Source organism: Nostoc sp. PCC 7524, from assembly GCF_000316645.1.
Lineage (GTDB): Bacteria > Cyanobacteriota > Cyanobacteriia > Cyanobacteriales > Nostocaceae > Trichormus.
In genome coordinates this window covers 1,253,090-1,271,572 of record NC_019684.1, presented here as the reverse complement: position 1 = coordinate 1,271,572, position 18,483 = coordinate 1,253,090, and the positions used below count along the sequence as shown (strand labels likewise).

Here is an 18,483-nt window from a genome sequence, read left to right as displayed (position 1 = left end):
TTACCCGTTTACCTAGTCTCCAATTCCTGCTGATAAATCTGCAACGCTGTGCGCCAAACTAGGTAGCCGGCAGGATTTAGGTGTAAGCCGTCGGTAGTTAATTCTTCCCGGATATTTCCTTGTTGATTAATAAATAAAGAATATAAATCTAGATATTTAACTCCTTGTTGATTAGCTATGCTTTTTAACTGTTGGTTTAATTGCTGAATGCGACTATTAGGAATAGCTAGTAATTTTTCTCGTCCTTCCCAAGTGGCTGCTTTTCCCCCATGTGGCAAAATCGACTGGACAAATATTTTGGCTTGGGGATGGGCTTTTTTGAGATAATTCATGATTTGCCGTTGATTATCTAAAATCACCTGATCACTTACTCCCCGAATCAGGTCATTAATGCCAATCATGATAAATATTGTCTCTGGCTGGGTATTGTCAAATAAATTTAATCTTTTTAATAGCCCATTACTGGTTTCGCCAGAAATTGCTTGATTAAGCCAGTTTCTTTCTTGAGGTAAGAATTCCACAGGGAACCACAAACTTAAAGAATCCCCTGCTAGTATGCTTAATTTTGAGGGACGCTGTTCAGCAACTACTTTAGCTTCTTTGTTGAGAATGTCTACCCACTGTTGATAATTGAGTTGATGGCGAGTGCCTAACTCTGGTTTGACAGTTTGGGTTTGACTTGCTGGTACTGGGGGTAGTGCATTACCGGAGAAAGCGGTCAATCTCTGCTGTTGCAAAATCAGCAAGATGACCGCCAACATCAGTATGCCGTTGGTTGCCAGTAAGAAAAAAGCCCAGACAGGAAAGGTTTTTGCAGTAGTGGTCACGACTAGCACAATCTTGCAACGTTTGACTCAGATTTTAGATCGCTAGTCAGATAATGGCACTATTTGACCGGATTATTCGGATACATTGATGCGATCGCTATACTCGGAGTTATAACCTTCTTCTCCGTGTTCGTTGATATCCAATCCTTGATATTCGGCTTCTTCTTTGACTCTTAACCCTACGGTAGCGTCAATAATTTTGAGGATGATCCAAGTTCCAGCCGCCGCAATGATATAAGCAATCATAATTGCTGCTAGTTCCACGCCCAATTCCCCAAAGTTACCCCGCAATACGCCATCCTTCCCGGCTGAGTTGACTTCAGACGTGGCAAAGAAGGCTGTTAAAATTGCGCCGACTGTCCCACCCACACCATGCAAAGGATAGGTGTCTAAGGCATCATCAACATTGAGTTTGTGTTTGAAACTCACCGCATAGAAACACACGAAAGCGGTGATAAAACCAATCAAAATTGCTGACAAGGGAACCACAAAACCGGCAGATGGGGTAATACCTACTAAACCAGCAACCGCGCCTGTAGCCGCACCTACGGCGGTAGGTTTACCCCGTAAAGTTGCTTCCAAAATCAGCCACATTAAAGCCCCCGCCGCCGCAGAGGTATTAGTAGCGACGAAGGCGGTTGTAGCTACGTTTGTGACTAAATTACCGGAAGTACCACTAGCTACAGATAAGGCACTACCAGCGTTGAAGCCAAACCACCCAAACCAGAGTAACCCAGCACCCAACAAAATAAATGGTACGTTGTGGGGAGGGCTGAGGCGGTCAGGGTGGGTTTTACGTGGCCCTAAAACAATGGCAGCAACCAGGGCAGAAACACCAGAACTAATATGAACGACTGTACCACCAGCAAAATCAAGAGCGCCTAAACCACCGTATAAACCCAGTAAACCACCTTTAGCCCAGACCATGTGAGCTAGGGGGGTATAAATCAAGGTTGACCATAGCAAGACAAACAGACAATAGGCGCGAAAGCTCATCCGTTCGGCGATCGCACCGGAAATCAACGCCGGGGTGATAATGGCAAACATAGCTTGATAAATCATGTATGCCTGATGGGGAATCGTTGGTGCATAGGAGACTATATCGATGGGGGCAGAACCTTGTAAATAATTGGTTGTTTCTAGCCCCACACCATTTAAACCGAGCCACTGTAAGCCACCGATAAACGGCAACCCAGGGGCAAACGACAGACTATAACCCCACAAAACCCAGGTGACACCCACAATCGCCATCAATACAAAGCTCATCATCAATGTATTGAGGATATTACGCGATCGCACAAAGCCACCATAAAAGAAAGCTAGTCCTGGTGTCATTAGTAACACAAAAGCCGATGAAAACAGTATAAATGCTGTATCTCCAGGATCAGCAGACAGAGCATTATTTGGGGTTTGAGCCAACGCATCGCCTATTGGATAATTGGCGAGTAGTAGAAGGGTAATCACCCCAATCAGCAAGAATTTTTTGAACACGTCTTTTTGTCTCTTTCTCCTGAAAAAGTAATAACCATGTATACTTAATTACATTTCATTACTTTTTGCAGAGAATTTTTGTCTTGCAAGTTACGCTGATTTATTTTTCGGCAAATTTTAATAAAAAAATAGGTATTGGGTTAGGATGCAGAGTGCAAGAATGAGAAGACTTTCCCCACTTCTCCCTGTCACCATGCCCCGTTGGGGCGGGGTGTAGGGTGTGGGGTGTGGGGTGTAGGGGAAAAGACAGCCCCAACAACCATAGGGTTAGAAGCCCCGCCCTTTCAGGGCGGCTGCGTTGGAATTCGTCAGAATCCTCTTCCAACGCCGTTTTCACTACACCCTACACCCTACCCCCTACACCCTGTTCAACTGTCACCTATCACCTGTCACCTATCACCTTCTTCACTCCGCAATCCCATACTGCTGCACCTGCATATTCCACAGTGCGGTATACTCGCCGCCATGCTGTAAGAGTTCCTGATGGGTGCCATCCTCAATTAAACGACCGGCTTTGAGAACTAAGATTCTGTGAGCCATCCGCACAGAAGCTAGTCGATGGGTAATCAAAATGGTAGTCTTACCCTTGGTGAGTTCAACAAACCGTAGATATAGCTCATATTCGCTGCGGGGGTCGAGTGCAGCTGTAGGCTCATCTAAAAGCAGTATTTGCGCTTCCTGACGCACAAAAGCACGAGCTAAAGCTAATTTCTGCCACTGTCCACCAGAAAGTTCTGTACCACTAAATTGCTTACCTATGGGTGTGTCTTCCCCTGTAGGAAATTTTGCAACTAATTTGGCTATATCGGCCTTTTCTATGGCGTATCTGACTAAATCCCTATGCTCTAATGCTTGGAGGTTGCCTAAAGCGATATTTTCTCCTAGGGTGAGAGCGTAGCGGCCAAAGTCTTGAAATACTGCTGCTATTTGCTGTCGCCACTGCTCTAGATTTAAATTTTTTAGGTCTACACCATCAACCAAAATCCGCCCTTTGGTGGGGTCGTATAACCTAGTAAGTAACTTCACAATAGTAGTTTTACCCGCGCCATTTTCCCCCACAATGGCTACTGTTTCCCCTGGTTGTAAGGTAAAGGAAACATTTTTGAGCGCCCATCCCTTAGCATCAGGGTAGCGAAAGTAAACTTTGTCAAAAGTGATGCCGGAACGAATGGGATTTGGGATTTTCTCTCCAGGTACACTCAATGGCATGGGACTGGTACTATCAAGGAAATTGAAAAATTGCTGCATAAACAGGGCATTTTCAAATATTTCCAGCCAATTACCCACTAAACCCTCTAAATTCTGTTGGAAATAAGTTAAAGACTGGACAAACAATAGCACGCTACCGGGGCTTAACTGTCCTCGAAAGGCCTGCTGCACTACCCAGTAAAAAGCAAAACCATTTCCTAGGGTACTTAAAATAGCTAAACTAGAAGACCAAAAAGCTTGTTTACCCCGCAGATGGCTCATAGTTTGATATAAAGAGCGAAATGCTTGTAGGTAACGCTCAATAAAAAATGAACCTAACTGAAATAGTCTAGTTTCTTTAGCATAGGTGTCAGTCAACATTACGGAAGTGTAATACTCCATCCTCCGAGCTTGGGGGCTATTCTCAAACAGAGTTAGCCAAATAGTTTTACCATACTGAGTAGAAACTACTACCTGTGGTATAGTAGCGATCGCAATCACTAAGGGAATCCAAAAGCCTAGGGGAATCAAGAGCGCCACCATCACCACTACAGTCACCAAAGACCGGACTAATTCCACCAAATTTTCTAGAAAACTCAAAGGTTGATAGCCAACTCGTTCTTGCAATAGCTGTAGCTCATCATAGAATTGCGAATCTTCAAAACGGCTCAGGTCTGGTAATGTATTGGCTTTACGCATCAACATCAAACTCATATGAGCCATTAGCTTATCGTTGAGATTTCCTTGAAGTGCTGTTCTCCAAGGGTCAAGCAGCGTGGTTAACAGCAAAGCACCTACCCAACCAGCAACCAAGGGTAGCAAAATTGTCCAGCCCAATTCTCCACCATCAGACAAAGCTGTGGCTACGGCATCTACTACCAACTTAGTAATCCATACACTTACAGCAGGCAGAAACCCTTGTAACAAAGTGACAGTAATCAGAATAATGATTTCCCTAGGCGCTGCTGCCCATAACAAGGGAAGAGAACGAAATAAAGCTTTAGTATAGTCTTCAAACCAAACTCTTAAATCGCTCATTCATCGCAACCTATTGTTTATTTGGCGTTTAATAATTTTTTCTACTGTATTTGCTGATTTTTGATGAATTGCTATATTTATCACTCAATCAAAGTGAATATCATTGATATTAGCTATCACTTACGTGTAGATGAATAGACCTTACATAATATGCAAACAATCCAAATCTTATTCTAGATTTTATAGATAATGCCACTATATATAACTTTAGTTTGAGAAAGAATAAAAACAATACTCCTAAAGACATAATCATAAAATAATAATAAACTACCAAAGAAAGAATAAAAATCTGAATAAGTAGCTATTGTAGATATTAGTTGGAGTCTGCAAAACTTTGCTAAATTCAGTTATTTGCAATGACAACCAAAAGCAACAGTTTGTTTATAATAGGCGGACTTAAGTGAGAGTGAAAGCTCATTGAGAATAGCGTTGCAATTAAATGCAAGTGATTGGTAATTTTTGCGAACCAGCAATACTCTCAATAGTATTCTTGATGTTTCTTGTTAACTCTACTAATAGAAGAATATCAATAATTTCCTCACTGATTCTTATACCTACTCTTCTATAGATGGTTAACAGATTAACACCATCAAGGCTATTGGCGAATCTGAAACAGATTGTCAGACAGAGTATGAGAGTTGAATTGACAAGGAGTAAATGACAATGCTTGCAGAAAAAACACTGACCGAAAAAACCATAGAAATGCGTTTAGTAGACAGCGAAGATAAACTAGAGCAGGTTCTGCTGTCTGATCAAGAAAGAGCAACTTGGGAAAAGTTAGCTAGTCAGGGACTGCTTGCCCCTATGGGCAACAGATGTGCTAGTTGTTTTGGCTGTAGTCGATGTGGCGGTTGTGGTCGATGTTTCGGCTGTGGTCGATGTTTCGGCTGTGGTCGATGTTTCGGCTGTGGTAAATGTGGAGGCTGTAGTAAATGTGGAGGCTGTGGCGTTGCATCAGCATCAGCTGTAACTGAGGAAGATTCCGATATGGGATTTGGATACTAAGATTACAAATTTAGAACCATCTGCCAAACTAAAAACTGTTGCTTTAGTTAATTCTTTCTTGGCGAATTATTCTTAACTGCTGATGTCATGGTAATAATTTTTAGTTCAATGCCAAATAAATTACCTAATATCGCCATGATATCAGTAGGAAAATATAGATATTAATTGCTTAAAGTTATTTGAAGCGATCGCTCGTTTTTTAATATCAACTTATCTCCCAAAGAATATTCTTACATTTCTGGTATTTGGGAAAGTAAAAAGCCTATGAAATTGAATGATAATCAGCGACTGCGTTTACTAGAACATCTCGTCATTCGTGTGATGTCTTCAGATACTGATGAAGATAGAGAAACAATGTTATTCAACACCACACGGAGGACGCTAAAAGTAGATGGTCAAGCACTACAAGATGTAGAAAAGATGCTGTTTCCTTTACTAGATGGAACACGTACCATAGGAGAAATACGCGCTGCTGTCTGGGATAAACTTACAGATTCCTCTCTCAATGAATGTTTAGAATTTTTGATTAAAAATCGCTTAGTAGAAGAACATCCAGAAGACAGGTTAAATCTATATAGTCCCTCTCAATTGCAGCCTCAACTCAGTCTCTACCACGAACTAGGTTTTAAGCAACAAGATGCCGAAGAGCGATTAGCCAATGCCCGTATTGCAATTTTTGGATTGGGAGGCTCAGGTATTGTCGCTGCTATGAATCTAGCGGCTTCTGGTATTGGTTTTCTGCGCTTGTGTGATAATGCCTCTACATCCCCTTATGATTCCCTAATCATGTCTAACTGGGGATTTGGTCAAGCGGGTAATTTTCGCTCTGTGGAAGCGGCTCAACGTATTGCCACTATGGGAAGTATGACCGCAACCGAGACTGTCACTGATACTTTAACTAATGACGAAACAGTAGCAGAATTGCTGGATGATGTGGATTTAGCCATTGTCGCTACCGATGCGGTATCAGTGAATCTTGCTTACCGCCTGAACCGACTTTGTTTAAAAATGCAGTGTCCATTGTTACCAGGAGGAGCTTTTGGAATTGAAGGAACTCTTGGACCTCTAGTTTTAGGCGGTGATGCTCCCTGTTATCTTTGCTATCGGATGCGGTCGATAGCTTGTGCTAAATTGCCGGAAGCAGAGTTAGAACTAGAAAAATTTTTAGATCGCGATCGCCGTTCTCAAGCACAACTGCGAGAAAATTGGCCAATCGGACATCTGTTGGTTGGTAGTCATCTCGTGCTTGAGACCCTAAAGCTGTTACTTGGTCTACCAATTGCTACGGATGGTAAATTACTGCACATCGACTTAATCAACACCAAGCTGACTCACAATGTTGTACTCAAAAAGCCTGGTTGTCCCCATTGTTCACCAGCTCGTAATTCGTAATTCAGCAAACCTTTACTTTGGAATTAGGGAAGACCAAAAAATCAATTATCCCAAATTAATGGTTAGTAGGGTGCGTCAGTATGAATAATTTCCTGAGCAGCTATGTTTTCTGGCACTGACGCACCCTACATTTTGCATACTTTTTTATCTGGAAGTCCCTTCGGATTGGAAGCAAACATAGTGAATACAGCAGTTGTTAGTCCCAGTTGGCGTGACTTGGTTAGTCCCCATACTGGCATCATTCGCACAGTGGACAGATTAACTAAGCCTTATACAGAGTTTGAGTTGCCTGTTTTGTGGCAGGTAGAATTGGCGCATTTTAATATTTATCAACAGCCAGATGATCTACGCTACGGTGTAGGCAAGGGTATGACTGATGAGCAAGCCATTTTGGGTGCTGTTGGCGAAGCCTTGGAACGGTATTGTGGCAGTATTTTTGATCGCAACCAAATAATTATCAGCAGTTACGCAGAATTGGGCGATAAAGCTGTTCCACCGCAAGTTTTTTACTCTTTTTCGGAACAACAATACTCTGATCCTGATTTTCCCTTCCCGACTTTTGACCCCACAATGCAAACTTCCTGGGTGACAGCCGTAAATCTGCGAACCAAGAAGCAAGTGTTAATTCCCGCAGCCTCAGTCTATCTCAACTTTTGTAGCCATCAACAGGGGGATTGCATATTACCTGTCACAACCAATGGCATGGCCAGTGGCCCTTCTGTGGAGTTTGCTGCTTCCAGGGGTTTGTGTGAATTGGTTGAACGTGATGCTTTAATCATTACATGGTTAAATCGCCTACCAGTGCCACGGATTAATTTCCTGCACAGACCAGGGATTGAAACTGAAATTGCTCGCAACTATGCTCGATTTCACATTGAGTTGATAGCCTTTAATTTCACTACCGATACTCAAATCCCAGTGATTGCAGCAATGGCAATTGACCGTTCTGGTAAAGGTCCGGCACTTGTAACTGGACTGGGATGTGACCTCGATGGTGCTATCGCCCTTCGCAAAGCTATCTTTGAAGTTTGCCAAGCACGTCCTCATGATATCAGCCGGATGGCTGCCGGAGATGGTGCAAAGCTCCATAAATATGAGGATATTCAAGATTTAGCTGATCATAGTGCTTTCTTCTACACTACAGCACGACTTAGTGAGTTGGACTTTTTACTGCACCACCATCAATACCAAAACATCGAAGATTTACCCACTTATACCTCTGCCGCAGAGTCAGAAAAATTACAAACCGTAGTGGAAAAGTTAGGTGCAGTTGGTGCTGAGTCGTATTTAGTAGATGTCACCACTCCTGACATTGCTAGGTTGGGTTTTCGAGTAGTCAGGACTTTAGCTAGTGAATTAACTCCCATATATTTTGGCTACGGTCAAGAGCCTCTGGGAACTCGGCGTTTGTTCGAGGTGCCAGAACGTATGGGTTATGGTAGCCGACATATTGAAAATGGCTTGAATCCCTGCCCACATCCGCTTGATTGAGGGAGTGGGGAGTAGGAGATGAGGGAGATTAAGAAAAATGAATCAGCTTAAAACCCTTATGCCTCCTAGCTTGAAAGAGCAGGGGAAGCATGGGGAGAAAGACATTTTCATACAAGGCTGGTGAAACTTGTTTCACCAGGACTACTTAACTAATAACTATTGACTAAATATGCACAAAATCAACGAACCTTTAGAGTTAACCCTACTGTACCACTGGAATTCTTTACCACCTGAAGGTTATGTCAAGCGGGTTCCAGCTACAGAAATGCGGTATATGCCAGAGGCGACTGTTCTGGAATTGCCGACAGTGCCACAAGATAATTACTTTACCAACTTACTAAGACAACGCCATTCAGTACGAGCATTTAAAAATACGCACATGACATTGATTACATTGGCTCAATTACTGGATGCTGCCTGTGGTATAAATGGGTTGCGTCAGGCAGAAGGTAATCCTTACGAAGGGCGGAACGCTCCGTCTGCTGGTGGACTGTTTCCAATTGAGATGTTTGTATCTATACAGGCAGTAGAAGATTTATCTAATGGACTATACCACTATGAGCCACGTCGTCATGGGTTACATTGGGTGAATGAAGCTACGCCTAAAGATTTTATTACGCCTTTATTACAACAGGATTATATTGCTAATGCCAATGCCCTGTTTATTCTGACTGGGGTTTTCATGCGATCGCTCTGTAAATATAGTACACGCGGCTATCGTTTTATTCTGTTGGAAGCCGGTCATCAAGCTGAAAATATCTGTCTCATGGCTGTGGAGTTAGGGCTTGGTAGTCTTTGTCTAGGTGGATTTCAAGATATGGCTGTCAATCAGATTTTGGGTATTGATGGTCAACGTCATGCGACACTTTACTGTGTCGCGGTTGGTACTGAAGCTAATTTGTAATTGGAATTGGTACAGAAAAACCTGCCACCTCTTTGAACACAAAAAGTTTGAGGGGCAGGTTTTAAGCAAAAACCAGATATACAGACTGATTTAAATGCTACTGGAATAATCTTCACCTGATGTGTAACCACCAGGTTGACCACCTTCAGCAAATCCACCGGGACTGGCTTCTTTGAGGAATCCACTGTAGGCTTCCATGCCATGTTCACCGATATCCAAACCTTCCAGTTCTTCTTCTCTGGTGACTCGAATACCCAAAGTAGCTTTCAGAGCGAGCCAAAAGATACTGCTCAGAAGCACAGTCATACCACCAACGGAAATCACGCCTAGGAACTGAATACCTAACTGTCCTAAGTCACCACCAGCGAATAAACCCTTGGCAGGCCCAAGTCCTTCACCATACCAAGAGTAAACGCCAGGCCCAACAGACCATAAACCAACTGCCAGAGTTCCGAAAACACCACAAACTAGGTGAACGGAGGTAGCTCCTACTGGATCATCAATACCGAGTTTGTCAAATAATGTGACAGCAAAAACTACTAATACGCCAGCAATCAAACCAATAATCACTGCACTGGGAATGCTGACGTAAGCACAAGGGGCTGTAATCGCCACTAAACCAGCCAAAATACCGTTGATAATCATTGACAGGTCAGGCTTACCTAGGTAGAACCAAGCTGTCATGGTAGCAGCAATCCCACCAACTGCACCGGCCATGTTAGTTGTTAAGGCGATGTGAGTAATGGCATTGGGATCAGCAGCCATGACAGAACCGGGGTTAAAACCAAACCAGCCCAACCACAGAATTAAACAGCCTAAAGTGGCAATACTCATGTTATGACCGGGTAGAGCCACAACTTTACCATCTTGATATTTACCGATACGAGGTCCTAGAAAGGCTGCTCCCATCAAAGCTGCCCAACCACCGACTGAGTGAACTACCGTAGAACCTGCAAAGTCCCAAAAGCCTTTGTCTGCTAACCAACCCGCACCCCAAATCCAGTGTCCGGTAATGGGGTAGGCAATGCCTACAAGTAAGATGCTGAAAATTAAGAAGTCAACAAACTTGATTCTCTCTGCAACTGCACCAGACACAATTGTGGCTGCGGTTCCAGCAAACACCAACTGGAATAAAAATTTAGCCGCCAGGGGTACACCAGCCCAACTTAAAGCACTGAAGACACCTTTATAAGCATCTCCGGTTTCAGGACTGTTATCTACTCCTGTTAAGAAAAACCCATTTAACCCAATAAAATCGTTGCCATCACCGAACATTAAACCAAAACCAATTACCCAAAAAGCAACGGTGGCTAGTGCAAAGACAATTAAGTTTTTGGCGAGGACGTTAACGGCGTTTTTCTGGCGACAGAAGCCGGTTTCTAACATCCCGAAACCAGCATTCATGAAGAATACCAAAAAGGCGGCGAGAGCTACCCAAAGAGTGTCAAGGGCAACTTTCAATTCAGCTGTTGTTGGACCTGGGGCGGGGCTTTGGGCAACTGCTGCATAACCCCATCCCAACACAATTAAACCAGCTAAAGGTAAGCAAGCTCGCCAACTGGGAGAAAGTCGCTTAACTAGATTAAATAACTTGGTTTTTGAGGTGAATTTAGTTGTTTTAGCGTAATTCCTTGGGGAAACTCGCCTACTTTTTATTTTTGATTTTTGTTTGTACATGAGTATGAACCCTAACCTCCCAGTTATCTTTAACAGGCAATACCAGTTAATGAGAAAAAACTCAGTCTTACAGTTTAAAATCCGTGAATTTGGATAGTTTTCAATGAAGACACTTGTTGACTGTTTGTACAGTAGTAAGTCAATTAACCTATGTAGGAGTTTAGAAAAAAAATGACACTTTTGTAAATATTTTTAGCTAATTCTCCTTAAGAAATTATTATGTACTTTTTTAAACAGTTGTCTCTCTTCATTGAATCTTTAATGAAGCAAAAAAGAAGTGTGGAAAGGGTGATTGCTGCAAATTGTCAATCTCATTTCTGTAAGCAGTTTGGGTGGAGATGAATGAAAAATTTGTGCAATACACTACTACTGTTTGCTAACTTTTGTCAATTGATGATCCTAACTGCTTCATTCCTGCTCAAAAGTTTTTACATCTGAAGTTTTTGGGGGCTTTTTTTTGGCTTCATTCAAATTTTCAATTGCATAAACATCAGGCCATACCGATACACCATGTTCATAAACATCAATACCCAAGCGATCGCCTTCAGGATGGACACGCAAACGTCCAATTATTTTCAGACCACCAAACATGAGAAAACTAAAAGCAACCGTAAAAACTGCGATCGCTACCACACCTAAAATTTGAATACCCAATAATTCAATTCCACCGCCTAACAATAGCCCAGCCTTTTTGTTTAAGGTGAGTTCTGCTTGTCCCAAAAAGCCGACGGCAAGAGTACCCATCATCCCGTTAATCCCGTGTACGGAAAAAGCCCCTACCGGATCATCAATGTGGAGTGATTCCATCAGATCCATCCCCAACACTACTAAGATTCCACCTGTTAACCCAATCAACACCGCCGCCGCAGGTGCAACGTAAGCGCAAGCAGCTGTAATTGCCACTAATCCAGCTAAAGAACCATTCAGACAAGAGGCTAAATCCCACTTGCCGGTGCGGATATATTGCAAAATCATGGCTGATATTGCAGCTGCACCAGCCGCCAATGTGGTGTTAACAGTCACCAACCCAATTAAGCCAGGATTACCAGCACCCAAGGTTGAACCAGGATTGAATCCATACCAACCCAACCATAAAATCATAGTTCCCAACGTCGTCAAGCCTAAATTATGGGCTGGTGGTGGTGTTCCCCAACTTGAACGCCCAGGACGTGGCCCCAACAAATAAGCACCTACTAACCCCGTCCAACCGCCCACACAATGCACAATGGAACTACCAGCAAAGTCATGATAACTGAGTTTGGCTAACCAACCTTCCGCGTTCCAAGCCCAGTGGACGATAATTGGGTAGCTAATTGCTCCCATGACAGCACTGTAAATTAAGTCACCAACAAAGTCCGTTCTGCCAGCCATAGCACCAGTAGTAATTGTACTAGCAGTAGCTGCAAAGGCAAACTGAAAAAAGAACAAAGTATAGGTGTTAATCGCAGCTGTAGAACCAGGCGCACCCATTGGAAAACTACCATCAGCACCAGGCATCTGGCTCAGAAAGAATGTATCTACACCTAACAACCCACCAGCACTGCTACCGAATGCGATACCAAAACCTACTGCCCACCACACCAGGATTGTTACAGCAGCATCAACAAAGTTTTCTAGTAAAACATTGACTACACTCCTTTGTTGCAGAAAACCTGCTTCTAACATGGCAAAGCCAGTTTGCATAAAAAACACTAAAAACCCAGTGAGTAGCACCCATGTAGTATCAAGTGAAACTTGCAGTCTGATTGTAGTCTCTGATAAAGACTGCAAATTTGGTGAATCTGCTGCTTGCACAACAATCGGTGCAAAAACTGCAAATATCATTGAGCTAATAGCCAGCGCCAGTATGCGTTGCCAAGGTCGAATACGCTTATTCATTGGTGATCTTTCTCTACTTGAAAAGCGATGATTGACAATGGTAGCAAACTTAACCACAATCAAGTTTTTTACTTAAACATAATTGCATTTTTGTTGTTAACAAATCCACAAATAAATTTGACTAATACTCTATTTACTTAAACATTAATTCTGTATTTTTAAATACAATTTAATGTTTTTAACAATAGTCAATAGGCTGTCAAAAGTCAAATAAATTACTTGTAGAGCTTGATATATAAGCATTTCATCCTACCCAGAGATGATCACTAATTAGTCTATGAATTTATATGTATATTTTTAAGTATTTATTAAAGAGTATCAATTGATTCAGTATATTCTCAGTCATTTGTATCACAAATTGATACAAATAAGTAAATATTCTTAAATCATTAACTACTGTGTGGGCAGTGCTGAGGCAATATTGATTCTCCCCTACCCCCCTGCCCCCTGCCCCCATTCCCTACTCCCCACTCCCTTTTTCAATATATTTTTCATAGCCTAGTTGTTCTAGTTTCACTTGCTTTGCCATGACTAAATCAGCTAGGCTTTGACGGTATTGTTGAACTTTTTCTAGTAATTCTGGTTGGTGGGTAGCAAGGATTTGTACTGCCAATAGTCCGGCATTTTTGGCATTACCTATCGCTACTGTGGCAACTGGGATACCTGCTGGCATCTGGACAATAGAATACAAAGAATCCACACCTTGCAAATTGCGGGTAGCTACGGGAACACCAATTACAGGCAATGGTGTTAAAGATGCCACCATACCGGGAAGATGAGCCGCACCACCAGCACCAGCAATGATTACCTTAATCCCTCGTTGGTGAGCTTGTTGGGCATATTGCACCATCCGTTCTGGGGTACGATGGGCAGAAACGATCGCTACTTCATTCTCAATACCAAACTCATCACAAACAGCGATCGCATCTTTCATGGTGGGCAAATCGGAATCACTGCCCATAATAATGCCAACAACAGGAGACATAATAATTCAAAATTTAAAATGCAAAATTTTAGCCCCCACAGCAAGCTGGGGGTGCAATTATCATCTCATATTGAGTGGGGAGTGGGGAGTAGGGAATGGTGAGTGGGAGTGATCAGTGAAAATTCAAGATAAAAGACGTATGTTTCCCCTAGCCTTTTCAACTTCAAGTTTTTATCTAAAAATATTGCTGTTACTTTGCTTGATTAAATAGTCAGTACATGAGTTAATGACCAATAACCCATGCCCCATGCCCAATTCCCAATGCCTAATTCCCAAGCAGTAGACATTATTAATGCTAGAGTTCCTGGCTATCAGGATTTGCAAATGCTCTTAGTCAATCAAGAGGGCATAATTGAGCAAATCTTGCCAATGGGGACAGTATGGAAACGAGTGCCACCAACAGACTTAGAAATATTAGATGTTGGTGGAGACTGGATTTCTTTGGGAGGTTTGGATTTACAGATTAACGGGGCTTTAGGTTTGGCGTTTCCTGATTTATCGGCGCAAAATTGTCATTTATTAGCAAAAATATCCCAGTTTTTATGGGATGTGGGAGTAGATGGATATTTACCGACATTAGTAACGACTTCTGTAGAAAATATACAGCGATCGCTGGCTGTAATTGCAGATTTTATCTCTACTCCCAAGACTGGTTCTCAAATTTTAGGTGTACATCTAGAAGGGCCATTTTTAAATTATCAAAAGCGTGGCGCACACCCAGCCGAATATCTTTTACCTCTAACCATCGATGAAGTAAAACGGGTTTTGGGTGATTATGCTGATGTTGTCAAAGTCATTACCTTAGCGCCAGAGTTAGATCCGACTGGGGAAGTCATTCCTTATTTACGTTCTTTAGGGATCACCGTCAGCTTAGGGCATTCTCAAGCCACAGAAGCACAAGCAAAACACGCCTTTGCACTGGGCGCAACGATGGTGACTCATGCCTTCAATGCTATGCCATCTCTACACCACCGCGAACCAGGATTATTAGGTGCAGCAATTACTCATCCTGGCGTGATGTGTGGTTTTATTGCCGATGGGCAACATATTACACCGACAATGTTGCAAATTCTCCTTTGCGCTACCAAAGGGCTGTTTCTTGTTAGTGATGCCCTTTCACCTCTAGGGCTACCCGATGGGTTCTATCCTTGGGATAGTCGGGAGATAGAAGTCAACAACGGAACTGCACGACTACCAGATGGGACTTTATCAGGGACAACTTTACCCTTATTGGTGGGAGTACAGAACTTGCTGAAGTGGGGTATTTGTGACGTAGAAAGTGCGATCGCTTTAGCTACAGATGCACCCAGACAGGCGATCGGTTTACCAGGAATTGCCATCAACCAAAAAGCCAACTTATTACGCTGGCATTGGGATGAGACGACAAAAGAACTTAACTGGATGCGATTATGAATGAGGCGCACCCAACAATACAATTGAGCAAGTCAATTCATTAATTACTTGCGTTGTCACCTGGCTAACGGCAAATCCCCCTGTTGTCCGATAACGAACCGCCCTTAAAATTGCTAAATCAAAAGCTGCGGCTTCTCTAATAATTACTCTAGCAACATCATCATCCCTAATTGTTTTAATCTCTGTGTTCACCTGCAATTGAGTGTTAGTAACAATATCAGACAATTGCGAGGTAAATAGTTCTACTAAAGGCGCTGGTGTATTGGGATCGCTAACGTGCAGTAACACTATCTCCCCATGATTACTATCAGCCAAAATTTGAGCAAATCTTAAAGCCCCTATACTTTGTGGCATTAAGTCCTTCACTGGAACTAAAATTCTGCGAATTGTACTAGGGCTATCTAACAGGCGTGTTACTGCTACCGGACAATGAGATGACCAGAAAACGCTATCAATTACACTACCAAATAAGCGGGCGCGTAAACCAGTTGTACGTGACCAACCCATCACCACTAAACTAGCATTTTGTTCTCGACTGGTGCGGCTAATTCCTAAAGCTACATCATCATCAATCCGAATGGCAGTTAGCACTTCCACATCAAACTCTTGACTGATATCTTTAGCTAACCTCAATCTTTGTTGACTTTGTTCCAGTGAGATTCCTAACTGGGGATCATCCATATGCACATGAGCTTGAGCAATAGCTAATGGTATAATCCGCCCAGATTCGTGATGAGCCAGTAATGCGGCCATTTCTATGAGATATCTCTGAGTTTGTGGGTTATATATTGGTACTAATACTGTAAATGGATAATGGTTTTCTTCTATTAGTTGTTCTTCAGCATTTCCCCACCACATTGCTAGACTATCTGTGTCTAATTCTGCTTGGGGAAGCTGTAATGAAGTAGCAAACCTAGCTGTGATAATTGGCCCCAAAATTGCTGTCACCAACATCAACACAATCACACTATTTAAGACACCTTCATTAATTAACCGTTCACCAGCAGAGTTCATAGTTTGATATGCAACTAATGTTGCAGCCAGTGTTGCCGCTACTTGTGGCAGTGATAATGACCACATGGTTAAGAGTTCCGCATTGTTATAGCGGTAAAGCAATTTAGCAAATAATGCTGCTAAAAATTTGCTACAAATTAAAGCTACAATAATCAACAAAGTTAGCCAAAAAGAAGAAAGAGTTTTGATAAAAGCGGGAATGTTAATCAGCAATCCCATGTCTACAAAAAAACAAGGAATAAATAATACACTGCCAATAAACTCAATCTTTTCTTTAACAGGGCTACGTCCCAAAACATCATTGACTGCTAAACCAGCAAGAAACGCACCAACGATTTTTTCTACTCCGATAATTTGCGCTCCAACCGATGCTAAAAATAAAGCTAATAAGATAAACAAAAATTGATTACTTTGTTCATCCCCAGAACGGCGAAAAAACTCTTTACCTAACCAATCAAAACCAAACAAGACGACAATTGAGTAAATTGCTAATCCACCTAACAAAGTTAATAGACTGAAAGTGGTGAATTCTCCACTGTGAATGCCTACACAAATTGCTAGAACGAGCAAAGCACCTGTGTCAGTAAAAATTGTAGCCCCAATAGTCACTGTTACAGCTTCATTCATCACCACTCCTAAGCGGCTGACAATTGGATATGCCAAGAGAGTGTGAGAAGCTAATAAAGAACCAATTAATACAGATGAATTCCAGCTAAAATTAAAGAAACGCCCTACTAAAATGCCAGCAATCATTGGCACTAAAAATGTTAAAATGCCAAAGCCAATTGACCTATTTTTCGTCTTCCGAAACTGATCAATATCAATTTCTAATCCCGCCACAAACATTAAATAAACTTTCCCGATATCCGAAAGTAGTTTGATAGTTTCAGAATCAGAATCTAAAAGCTTTAAGCCATTTTGTCCTAGAATTACGCCCGCCAATAGTAATCCTACCAGTCCAGGTAGTCTTAAGCGTTCAAATATTGGTGGTACAGTAAAGATTACTGTCAGAAGGATTGTAAATGCAATAATAGGAGTATCTGTTAGTAAGTTTGAAGCCATATATTCCTATGATGATTGTCTATAAGTTAATATTTGTGAGATTCTAATATCCAAAATAATTAATTAACCTCGATATATTTGTCAAATTAATAGGCTAATAATAACAAACACTGTCCAAAATAAAATGAAATACTCAAATAGTGAAGTAGTGATATATGAGTAAGGATAAGCACACAACAGTAGTACAACTATGCGAAATTCAAAATTCAGCCTCATTATCCTACCACTAGAGTTAAATCCTAACCTACTAATGCACAAAGATAGGTCTTGCGCCCTTACAGATAATCGATGTGTTACAAAGATTTTCTGAAATGGTATTACTCACAAATTCCTCACAATTTCATCCTAGATTAAGGATATAAACCAGAAATCAAAATATATTCAAGATTCAACTATATCCGTTCCTATGGAATAGCTGTCTCAATATTAATCTTGTCAATTCTGGTTCTAATTCTTGTCTGTGATGGACTTATAGGTTTCCCGAAATACCCTAAAACGACTCAAACAGTCAACGGGGGTGGATGTAAATGAAAAAATCTATAAAATATGCAGTCCTGGCAGTAGGCCAACAGCAACAGGGCGAAATGATCATCAACTTTTGTAAATATTACACAGTAGCCCTACTTACAACTATATCAGTTTTAGCATTTGCCACACCAGTAGAAGGAATAATACGTGTTAGTCTCGACCAAGCACTTAATTCTCCTTCTTATTCCCTAGCACAAGCATATCTCATAACTAGCTATAACTTGTTAGCAGCCAAAACTGCCAGCAGAATAGAGGGTTTAACAATCTACACTTTCATTGATGGTCAGGCAGAGACTATTAATAAATCTAATGCTGATGTTTATATATCTGGTTTTGAAGAAAGGTTGCAGATATATGCAGATGCGATTAGAAAGCGCGGGTTTCAGAAGATTAATGGCGAGTATAACACCAGCATAACTTCAGAATGTAAGACGATTGGTTTTGTGGAAGGAGAAAAAACTGTAATTGACCAAGACGAGTTTCAATTTAGTCTTGCCCACGGTGATTTTCAAGGAAAAATTAGACATCAAGGCGTAACTGTTGAATCATCTTTATAGCGTTTACCGGTCTAATGAAGTACACTAAATCAA

The 18,483-nt window shown here is 41.7% G+C and carries 13 protein-coding genes; 6 read left to right on the top strand and 7 right to left on the bottom strand.

Annotated features, from left to right (window positions below):
• Positions 1-8: 8 nt before the first annotated feature.
• The 3 genes from NOS7524_RS05315 to NOS7524_RS05305 all read right to left on the bottom strand — a co-directional run bounded on the left by NOS7524_RS05315 (position 9) and on the right by NOS7524_RS05305 (position 4,544).
• Positions 9-827: an SGNH/GDSL hydrolase family protein gene (locus tag NOS7524_RS05315; protein WP_235622400.1), complete on the bottom strand. Its 819-nt coding sequence runs from the start codon at positions 825-827 to the stop codon at positions 9-11.
• 72 nt (positions 828-899) lie between these two features.
• Positions 900-2,318, bottom strand: a complete 1,419-nt coding sequence (locus tag NOS7524_RS05310) for an ammonium transporter (RefSeq protein WP_015137449.1) — start codon at positions 2,316-2,318, stop codon at positions 900-902.
• Between the two features lie 405 nt (positions 2,319-2,723).
• Positions 2,724-4,544, bottom strand: coding sequence for an ABC transporter ATP-binding protein (locus NOS7524_RS05305; protein WP_015137448.1), 1,821 nt, complete (start codon positions 4,542-4,544; stop codon positions 2,724-2,726).
• Between the two features lie 663 nt (positions 4,545-5,207).
• Here NOS7524_RS05305 and NOS7524_RS28200 point away from each other — a divergent pair.
• The 4 genes from NOS7524_RS28200 to NOS7524_RS05290 all read left to right on the top strand — a co-directional run bounded on the left by NOS7524_RS28200 (position 5,208) and on the right by NOS7524_RS05290 (position 9,336).
• A complete protein-coding gene (locus tag NOS7524_RS28200) occupies positions 5,208-5,549 on the top strand; it encodes a hypothetical protein (RefSeq protein ID WP_015137447.1) in 342 nt (113 codons plus the stop codon).
• Between the two features lie 264 nt (positions 5,550-5,813).
• Positions 5,814-6,941 carry a TOMM precursor leader peptide-binding protein gene (locus tag NOS7524_RS05300; RefSeq protein WP_015137446.1) on the top strand — a complete coding sequence of 376 codons (1,128 nt, stop codon included), beginning with the start codon at positions 5,814-5,816 and terminating at the stop codon, positions 6,939-6,941.
• 102 nt (positions 6,942-7,043) lie between these two features.
• A complete protein-coding gene (locus NOS7524_RS05295; RefSeq protein ID WP_015137445.1) occupies positions 7,044-8,432 on the top strand; it encodes a YcaO-like family protein in 1,389 nt (462 codons plus the stop codon).
• 169 nt (positions 8,433-8,601) lie between these two features.
• Positions 8,602-9,336: a SagB/ThcOx family dehydrogenase gene (locus NOS7524_RS05290; protein WP_015137444.1), complete on the top strand. Its 735-nt coding sequence runs from the start codon at positions 8,602-8,604 to the stop codon at positions 9,334-9,336.
• A 90-nt stretch (positions 9,337-9,426) separates the two neighbouring features.
• On the opposite strand, the gene NOS7524_RS05285 is transcribed toward NOS7524_RS05290, so the two are convergent.
• The 3 genes from NOS7524_RS05285 to purE form a co-directional block, all read right to left on the bottom strand.
• The gene (locus NOS7524_RS05285) at positions 9,427-11,013 is read right to left on the bottom strand and encodes an ammonium transporter (RefSeq protein WP_015137443.1); all 1,587 of its coding nucleotides are present in this window, start codon (positions 11,011-11,013) and stop codon (positions 9,427-9,429) included.
• A 408-nt stretch (positions 11,014-11,421) separates the two neighbouring features.
• Positions 11,422-12,891, bottom strand: a complete 1,470-nt coding sequence (locus tag NOS7524_RS05280) for an ammonium transporter (protein WP_015137442.1) — start codon at positions 12,889-12,891, stop codon at positions 11,422-11,424.
• Between the two features lie 460 nt (positions 12,892-13,351).
• Positions 13,352-13,876, bottom strand: coding sequence for a 5-(carboxyamino)imidazole ribonucleotide mutase (gene purE / locus NOS7524_RS05275; RefSeq protein ID WP_015137440.1), 525 nt, complete (start codon positions 13,874-13,876; stop codon positions 13,352-13,354).
• Positions 13,877-14,116: 240 nt separating this feature from the next.
• Here purE and nagA point away from each other — a divergent pair, with 240 nt between their 5' ends.
• Positions 14,117-15,289 (top strand): N-acetylglucosamine-6-phosphate deacetylase, encoded by a 1,173-nt coding sequence (nagA, locus tag NOS7524_RS05270; RefSeq protein ID WP_015137439.1) that lies wholly within the window; start codon positions 14,117-14,119, stop codon positions 15,287-15,289.
• On the opposite strand, the gene NOS7524_RS05265 is transcribed toward nagA, so the two are convergent.
• Positions 15,284-17,365, bottom strand: coding sequence for a cation:proton antiporter (locus NOS7524_RS05265; RefSeq protein ID WP_015137438.1), 2,082 nt, complete (start codon positions 17,363-17,365; stop codon positions 15,284-15,286). The two genes, nagA and NOS7524_RS05265, sit on opposite strands and share 6 nt — an antisense overlap.
• A gap of 527 nt (positions 17,366-17,892) precedes the next feature.
• Between NOS7524_RS05265 and NOS7524_RS05260 the strand changes: the two genes are divergently transcribed.
• Positions 17,893-18,450 carry a hypothetical protein gene (locus tag NOS7524_RS05260; RefSeq protein WP_015137437.1) on the top strand — a complete coding sequence of 186 codons (558 nt, stop codon included), beginning with the start codon at positions 17,893-17,895 and terminating at the stop codon, positions 18,448-18,450.
• Positions 18,451-18,483: the final 33 nt, after the last annotated feature.

Bases quoted from the DNA above. Each gene is read 5' to 3' on its own strand.
- nagA (WP_015137439.1), top strand. From the start codon at position 14,117: ATGCCCCATGCCCAATTCCCAATGCCTAATTCCCAAGCAGTAGACATT.
- NOS7524_RS28200 (WP_015137447.1), top strand. From the start codon at position 5,208: ATGCTTGCAGAAAAAACACTGACCGAAAAAACCATAGAAATGCGTTTA.
- purE (WP_015137440.1), bottom strand. From the start codon at position 13,876: ATGTCTCCTGTTGTTGGCATTATTATGGGCAGTGATTCCGATTTGCCC.
- NOS7524_RS05260 (WP_015137437.1), top strand. From the start codon at position 17,893: ATGAAAAAATCTATAAAATATGCAGTCCTGGCAGTAGGCCAACAGCAA.
- NOS7524_RS05305 (WP_015137448.1), bottom strand. From the start codon at position 4,544: ATGAGCGATTTAAGAGTTTGGTTTGAAGACTATACTAAAGCTTTATTT.
- NOS7524_RS05290 (WP_015137444.1), top strand. From the start codon at position 8,602: ATGCACAAAATCAACGAACCTTTAGAGTTAACCCTACTGTACCACTGG.
- NOS7524_RS05300 (WP_015137446.1), top strand. From the start codon at position 5,814: ATGAAATTGAATGATAATCAGCGACTGCGTTTACTAGAACATCTCGTC.
- NOS7524_RS05295 (WP_015137445.1), top strand. From the start codon at position 7,044: ATGTTTTCTGGCACTGACGCACCCTACATTTTGCATACTTTTTTATCT.
- NOS7524_RS05280 (WP_015137442.1), bottom strand. From the start codon at position 12,891: ATGAATAAGCGTATTCGACCTTGGCAACGCATACTGGCGCTGGCTATT.
- NOS7524_RS05285 (WP_015137443.1), bottom strand. From the start codon at position 11,013: ATGTACAAACAAAAATCAAAAATAAAAAGTAGGCGAGTTTCCCCAAGG.
- NOS7524_RS05265 (WP_015137438.1), bottom strand. From the start codon at position 17,365: ATGGCTTCAAACTTACTAACAGATACTCCTATTATTGCATTTACAATC.